The organism is Massilia sp. S19_KUP03_FR1 (assembly GCF_036688685.1).
Taxonomy (GTDB): domain Bacteria; phylum Pseudomonadota; class Gammaproteobacteria; order Burkholderiales; family Burkholderiaceae_D; genus JALYUM01.
In genome coordinates this window covers 52290-58547 of sequence record NZ_JAQQPS010000031.1, presented here as the reverse complement: position 1 = coordinate 58547, position 6258 = coordinate 52290, and the positions used below count along the sequence as shown (strand labels likewise).

Here is a 6258-nt window from a genome sequence, read left to right as displayed (position 1 = left end):
TCACGTGGCGGCGGAAACGATACGCACGTTACGTGAAATGGGCGCACTAAAGAGTTGTGTATAACGAGGTGCCCTTACTGACATACAGGCCAGGACGGCCAAGCCGAAAGACAAGGTCTAAAGCGAATTGAGGCGCGCGCTTCCCTGCATTCCAAAGGCTGGGCGCCAAAAACCTTCTTCTGAAAAACCTGCTTCCACTTCTGGAACAAATTCGTATTGATCGTAGTCTTGAGGTGATTAACCTGCTTTACGACATATGCGAAGAAATTGCGTCAACGTGCCTTGACGCCGGGATCGCTGAAGATATCCTCGTTGAGGCAACTCGAGGGTGATGCAGCGGCGGGCAAGTTAAGCCGCTGTTATCTATGAGAAGTTGCTCGGAAACACCGCGCGAAACTTTGATCAGGTTCGATGTCGACAAAATCTTATAATTCAAACCTCTCATCCTGGACTCGATCGCTCGCTGTTTCGAGCCGTCGCTCAGCGCAAACGGCTTCTGCAATTTCAGCCTTGGCCGCGATAACCGCCGGTTCTAGCGACGAGAGTAATGGCGACATGCTGTCCAAGAGGCGCGAGTTCGCCTCTATCAGCGCCGAACGTGAACCACTCCAACTCGTCGGACGAAATCGGGCGACAAACGTTGCCAATATTTTTTCAGGCGCCGGGGCACCGACAAGTAAAGCAACAGCCTGTTCAGACCATACGAGAGATGCATTTTCCTCGGTGTGCTTGCCGAACGACACGAACTCAGCCGCCAGTTGATAGCGAACGTCTGCGTCTGCGCTGCACCATTGGATGAGTGTTTCGCAAGAGATGACATCAGCGGGATTGGTTCCGTGCGCGTCAAGATAATCAAATACTTGTAGACCTGCATATCTATCGTCTTCGCTTCCCGCGAACAGCGCATCTAATACTTCTGCTGGCTGCACTTGCAGGAGCACAGTAAGGAGATCAGTGTTATTGAAGGAGTAGGTCTTGTAATTTGCTACAGCTTCTCGGAGTTGTCTCGCCACATCGTACGCGTTCAAGCCGGCGTTGACTGCGACCAGGCACGCTCTTATTACCTCTGTAAGGTGGTATGTTTTGCTCGAATTATCGTTGCAAAATTTTATGTCCCGTAGCAGTAAGGAGCCGGCCAGTAGTAGCTCTGGCTCGTGGTCACGCTGTTCGGAGCGGTCCGAATGGAAGCGCATGTGTAGAATTTCCAACGCAATGTCAAAGCCGTCGGGCTGATCGGCAATGAGCAAGAGCAGATCCTTGAATGGTCCAGCCGGTGCGCTGTCGGTGACTTGGCCATATGCTAGATATCGGTACTTCTTTACTGGGACGCCGTTCTGTAATGCCTGCTGGAGCCTAGCCATCCCGCGTTCTTCCAGGTCTACAGCTGTTTGTAATACAGGAAGGAATGCTGCCAGGTCCGGTGTCGCCAGCGCCGCATCGAGAATACTGTGTACAAGGTCCTTATCCCGCTTCCACAGTTCGGCCAGAAAACCTCTGAGCACTTGAACGTCCTGCTGCTCGGACGGCACTAGAGCGAGCCCCTCCACGAGCTTGCTCCATGTGATTTGAATTTGCGGCGATGTCTCGGCGAGTCCGTGGCCAAACGTCCACGCCCTCACTCCGCCACGCAGCATTACGGGTAAGAGTTTCTCGAACAATGTATCGTCCGCACCCACTATCTCGCCCAGCTCGCGTGCTCTTGTGGCAAGATGCCCGGAGGCGCCCGTAAAGCCATTATCAAACGCGTTCAGTTCGTCCAAATCGAAGCTAATCGACTGATCACTTAACGCAATTGCAATAACCTGCTCGGCGACGTTGGACGGCCTTAACTCGGCCTCTAGCTTTCTGAGACGTGCTGTCCCCTCGGTATCCAAATGATTGCTGCCGAACCGCAAAGTCTGTTTGCAGGCAAGCCACCCTTTCTGCCAGAACCCATCGTTGGCAAACGCCCGGGAGAGAGTTTCGATCTGGCCATGCAATCCCGAGATCGCCCAAAGACCGGTGAAGTTCCGTGCCAGGGCGCCACGCATTTCAGTTCTTAACCACTCCGCCACCCGCGCCGTACGCTCTATTAGCTCGAATGCAGCGGAATACCAGCCGGTAAGCTTCTCATCACTATCTGGGACGAAACCGTAATCCCTTGACCTTGCTCCGAAATCGAACTGATAGCCACAGCTGAAACGATTAGTCTTCAACACCGCATCCAGGGCACGCAAACCAAGTGACTTTGCCGTGGCTTGTCCTGAAAGAAGAAGTCGCTCGATCACTGTCAACCGCTGTCCGATTGTCGCATGGGTGCCCGAGAGGTAAATCGGGAACAGAGAGACAAACGCATCCGAGATGTCTTTTACCGCTCGTTGATCGCCTATTTCCAGAGCAGCGCGCGACAACATCTGGACGCTTCGTTCGAATAGTGGAGCGTCATAGGCGAGAGACCGTAGCAGGGACACGTACTGCTGCCATACCGTCACTGCGAGATCCGGGCTTTTGAGCGCGACTTGTTCAAGGGCTGAGAGCGCCGCTTCTGGCAGAACTGGCGCTACGTTATGAAACATTGTTCGCCCGAGTTCATTGAGTGCCGACACATTGTGCAGGAGCCCCTCGGGCGCGAGCCATCGCTCAACAATCGCAATCGCGCTAGGTTGGTCATGGAGAAACGAAAGCCGCCGCGAGAAAGATTTAGCAAGCCTGTCGGTGCCGCCTGAGATGAGGTGCTGGTCGATGAAATCGTAAGGCATATCTTCCAATGCACGCGCTGCAAGCCGGTTCGCAATTGCGTGTGGAAGAACAGCTCGCCAAGGCCCACGCTGCTGAACCAGATCGCGACGCAGCAATTCCCGCACATGCCGAAATGTCTCAGCGGGTGTTTGCCCTGCGAGGGTAGCCAGACGCGGAATCTCTGCCTCATCGCCAGCTAGTATCGTTCCCTGAAATGAATACACAAGCGAGCATATTTGGGCCGCCAGGAGAAGAGCGTTATCTGGGTCCTCTCGTTGCCGGAAGAGCCGCTGAAATAACTCTTCGTTCGACAGGCCCGAGATGCTGTCCGACTGCTCGACCGTTTCGGCAAGCGCGATCGCAATGCGTGCGTTACCTCCCGATGCGTCGGCGATCGTGTGTGCATCGACCTTCGATAGGTGGGTGTAACGTCGCCGAAGCAAGCCTTCGATTAACGCAAGAGAGGATGTGTCGAGGCGCACCACTTGAGTCCTCTCGGCCTGGTCGTCACGAACGTCATATTCGATCGTCAGCACGCTGATAGTGCTGTTTTTCCCTCCGCATAACTCGGCCAGTCTGCGGTGCAGGTCCGGCGGGCAGTTATCGACAATGAGGATTGCACGTGTCCGATTCGCGATGAGATCAGACGCCAATCCGGTCGGCTGTGGATCTGGGTCATCGGATAAATTTGTGTAGATTGCGAGTGACTGTGGCAACGGACGTGATCCTATCCGTGCGTCGAACAACACTTGGGCCAAACAGGTTTTGCCGACCCCAGACAGCCCAACTAAGCGGACAACTTTGCCGGATATGGCCAGTTCGTCCCGAAGCCCGTCAATGGCCTGCACGACCGATTGTGCTGGAGCGTCCCGGTGCTTGCCGAGATGCAGACGCAGTTTGTCGTCGAGCAAATACTCGGCGTCGAGGCCTTCCGTGGCTCCATCCCATGGACCGTAAGGGCGCCAACCAACCGACGCTCGGCCAATTTTCTCCTTCACCCAGCTGATCAGGCCAGGGTGGCACCTTACCCAACTCGCCAAGCGTGTCCGATCGTAGAAGTCCGTGCTCAGCTGCTCGGCATTGCCAACATTATTCAGCCCCTCGCGCAAGGCATTCTGCCGATTTTGAAGAGCACTATCTGCGGTCGAGCCGGTCGCGCTCACGATGATGTAGGCGCCCGACTCGTCCCCCAGCCGTTGAATAACAGGGCGGATTACGCCATCTGGTCGCATCTCGGCGATGATGTCCGCCCGTGGCATGTCAGGTTTCTTTACTTGGAACCCGGTAGACGGACGTGGAATGTACCCATCAATTTTGGTGTCGGGAGGGAGCGCGACGCGCACGTCTAGTCCTCCATCCGCGGCCGTTTGGCTTCCTCCCCATGTGACCGCCGCCGGGGATAACCCCCGAGATGTCAATTCGGCTTCGCATAGACGTGCAACGAGAGTACGCAGATCGGTATCGTTTAGTAGAAGAATCTCATCTGGTGTTATGTCGAACAAAGCGGTTCTCCTCAGCTCGGAATAGCAATTTACGCACCCATCCTTACAAGCGCCAGCTTGCCCAATGCGCGCGCACGCGATGCTGGCGGCACATGCATCCACACGGCCGGCAGCAGGATAAAGTCGAAGGCCAAGCCAAGACGGCGGACCTGGGCCAGCTCCGGCAGGCTGTCGGACAGCCAGTGGATGCGTGGTGACGGGTGCAGGGTGCGCGCGTGATTGCGCATGGCGCCGGATGGTTCGACAGCCACGACATCATCGCCACGGGCTGCTAACCAGGCGGCGTCGCGTCCGGAGCCGGCACCGATGTCGAGGATCGTGGCGCCAGGCACTGGGAGAAACTCGAGAAGCGACGCGTGGACTTCTTCAAATGCGAGCGACTCGTATTGGTGGACCAACTGGCCTGCGTTTTGCTCGTAGTGGAGAATGGTAGTCATCAGGCTCGGCGATAGCGCATCGCTGTTGACCTATTGTAGATGCATTCAAGTATTCATAACTTTACAATATCTCGGCATTTATTGAAAAGTGCCTAGAATTTGTATAAAGTGATCGCATGAACGTAGATCATTCCGAATTTATCCTGTCACTTGCGCGTACCAACGGACTCCTTCGAACCCGTGACGTCGATCATGCCGGTGTACCACGCGCTGTCCTCGCTGGACTGGCACGGGATGGTCGACTGGTAAAAATCAGCCGCGGACTGTATTCACTGCCGGAGCGTCCCGGTTCTGAGCACGATAGTGTGGTGGAGGTGGCTGCCAGAAGCAAGATTGGCGTGCTGTGCCTGATTTCGGCGCTGCGATTTCACGAACTGACGACGCAACAGTCCTCCGAAATATGGCTCGCCATCCCACACAAGGCACATGCGCCGCGCATCGATTATCCGCCGCTGCGTATTGTGCGAATGTCGGGAGAAGCGATGACGCAGGGAATCGACGAGGTCGATGTGGCGGGAACAACAATCCGCGTATTTTGTATCGCCAAAACTGTGGCCGACTGCTTCAAGTTTCGTAACAAGATCGGAATCGATGTCGCACTGGAAGCGCTACGGGAAGCATGGCAGGAACGACGCGTCAACATGGATGACCTGTGGCGGTATGCCGAGGTCTGCCGGGTGGCGAACGTGATGCGTCCGTACATCGAGTCTCTGACATCAGCATGAAGACGACCAAGAATATCGCAGCCTCGGTGCGCGCACGCTTGCTGGATCGCGCGCGGCAGGACCGCGTGGATTTCAATTTGATGCTGACGCGATACGCTCTCGAGCGGATGCTATATCGGTTGAGCACGTCGGAATGGTCGAACGCATTTCTTCTCAAGGGAGCGTTGCTGTTCGATCTCTGGTTCGACGAGCCGCATCGGCCAACGCGTGACATTGACCTGCTCGGTTTTGGGTCCGCAGGAATGGATGATCTGACCACGGTCTTTCAGGGCGTCTGCACGCAACCATGCGATGACGGGCTGGTGTTCGATCCGGAAAGTGTGCGGGCAGTGGAGATTCGCAAAGACGCCAACTACGAAGGCGTGCGTGTAACTTTGCGGGGGACGCTGGACGGTGCACGTTGTGCCATCCAGGTCGATATCGGCTATGGTGATGCAGTAACGCCTGCCGCCGAAAACGTTCGCTTTCCGGTTGTGCTGGACGACATGCCACAGCCAGTGCTGCGCGCTTATCCGGTGTACACCGTAGTGGCCGAAAAATATCATGCCATCGTCAAGCTTGGTGCGGCGAACACGCGCATGAAAGATTACTTTGATCTTTGGGTCTTGGCGCGCCACGCAGCGATCGATCACGCGATCCTTCAGGATGCGATCGACGCCACGTTCAAACGGCGCGACACGCCGGTTCCACAGGACGAACCGTTCGGACTTTCCATAGATTTTGCGGCCGAAAAAATGAAACAGCAGCAGTGGAACGCGTTTCTGTCGAAAAGTAAGTTGTCGGCGCCATCGCTTGTGGAGGTGGTTGAGTTACTGAATCAATTTTTAATCGTCGCGGGTCAAGATCAGGCAACCTGATTGCCAGCCGCGACCAGTA

The 6258-nt window shown here is 55.7% G+C and carries 4 protein-coding genes; 2 read left to right on the top strand and 2 right to left on the bottom strand.

Annotated elements, in window-relative coordinates; genetic code table 11:
- Positions 1-425: 425 nt before the first annotated feature.
- Both V6M87_RS25020 and V6M87_RS25015 read right to left on the bottom strand, forming a co-directional pair.
- Positions 426-4061 carry a hypothetical protein gene (locus V6M87_RS25020; protein ID WP_332879396.1) on the bottom strand — a complete coding sequence of 1212 codons (3636 nt, stop codon included), beginning with the start codon at positions 4059-4061 and terminating at the stop codon, positions 426-428.
- A gap of 188 nt (positions 4062-4249) precedes the next feature.
- A complete protein-coding gene (locus V6M87_RS25015) occupies positions 4250-4657 on the bottom strand; it encodes a class I SAM-dependent methyltransferase (RefSeq protein ID WP_332879395.1) in 408 nt (135 codons plus the stop codon).
- Positions 4658-4773: 116 nt separating this feature from the next.
- Between V6M87_RS25015 and V6M87_RS25010 the strand changes: the two genes are divergently transcribed.
- Entirely contained in the window at positions 4774-5382 is a 609-nt protein-coding gene (locus V6M87_RS25010; protein ID WP_332879394.1) for a type IV toxin-antitoxin system AbiEi family antitoxin domain-containing protein, read from the top strand.
- Positions 5379-6239: a nucleotidyl transferase AbiEii/AbiGii toxin family protein gene (locus tag V6M87_RS25005; protein ID WP_332879393.1), complete on the top strand. Its 861-nt coding sequence runs from the start codon at positions 5379-5381 to the stop codon at positions 6237-6239. Before V6M87_RS25010 ends, V6M87_RS25005 begins: the two co-directional genes overlap by 4 nt.
- Positions 6240-6258: the final 19 nt, after the last annotated feature.

What these genes read in the sequence shown, in the direction of transcription:
- V6M87_RS25015 (WP_332879395.1), bottom strand. Translation starts at nt 4,657, where the DNA reads ATGACTACCATTCTCCACTACGAGCAAAACGCAGGCCAGTTGGTCCAC.
- V6M87_RS25010 (WP_332879394.1), top strand. Translation starts at nt 4,774, where the DNA reads ATGAACGTAGATCATTCCGAATTTATCCTGTCACTTGCGCGTACCAAC.
- V6M87_RS25005 (WP_332879393.1), top strand. Translation starts at nt 5,379, where the DNA reads ATGAAGACGACCAAGAATATCGCAGCCTCGGTGCGCGCACGCTTGCTG.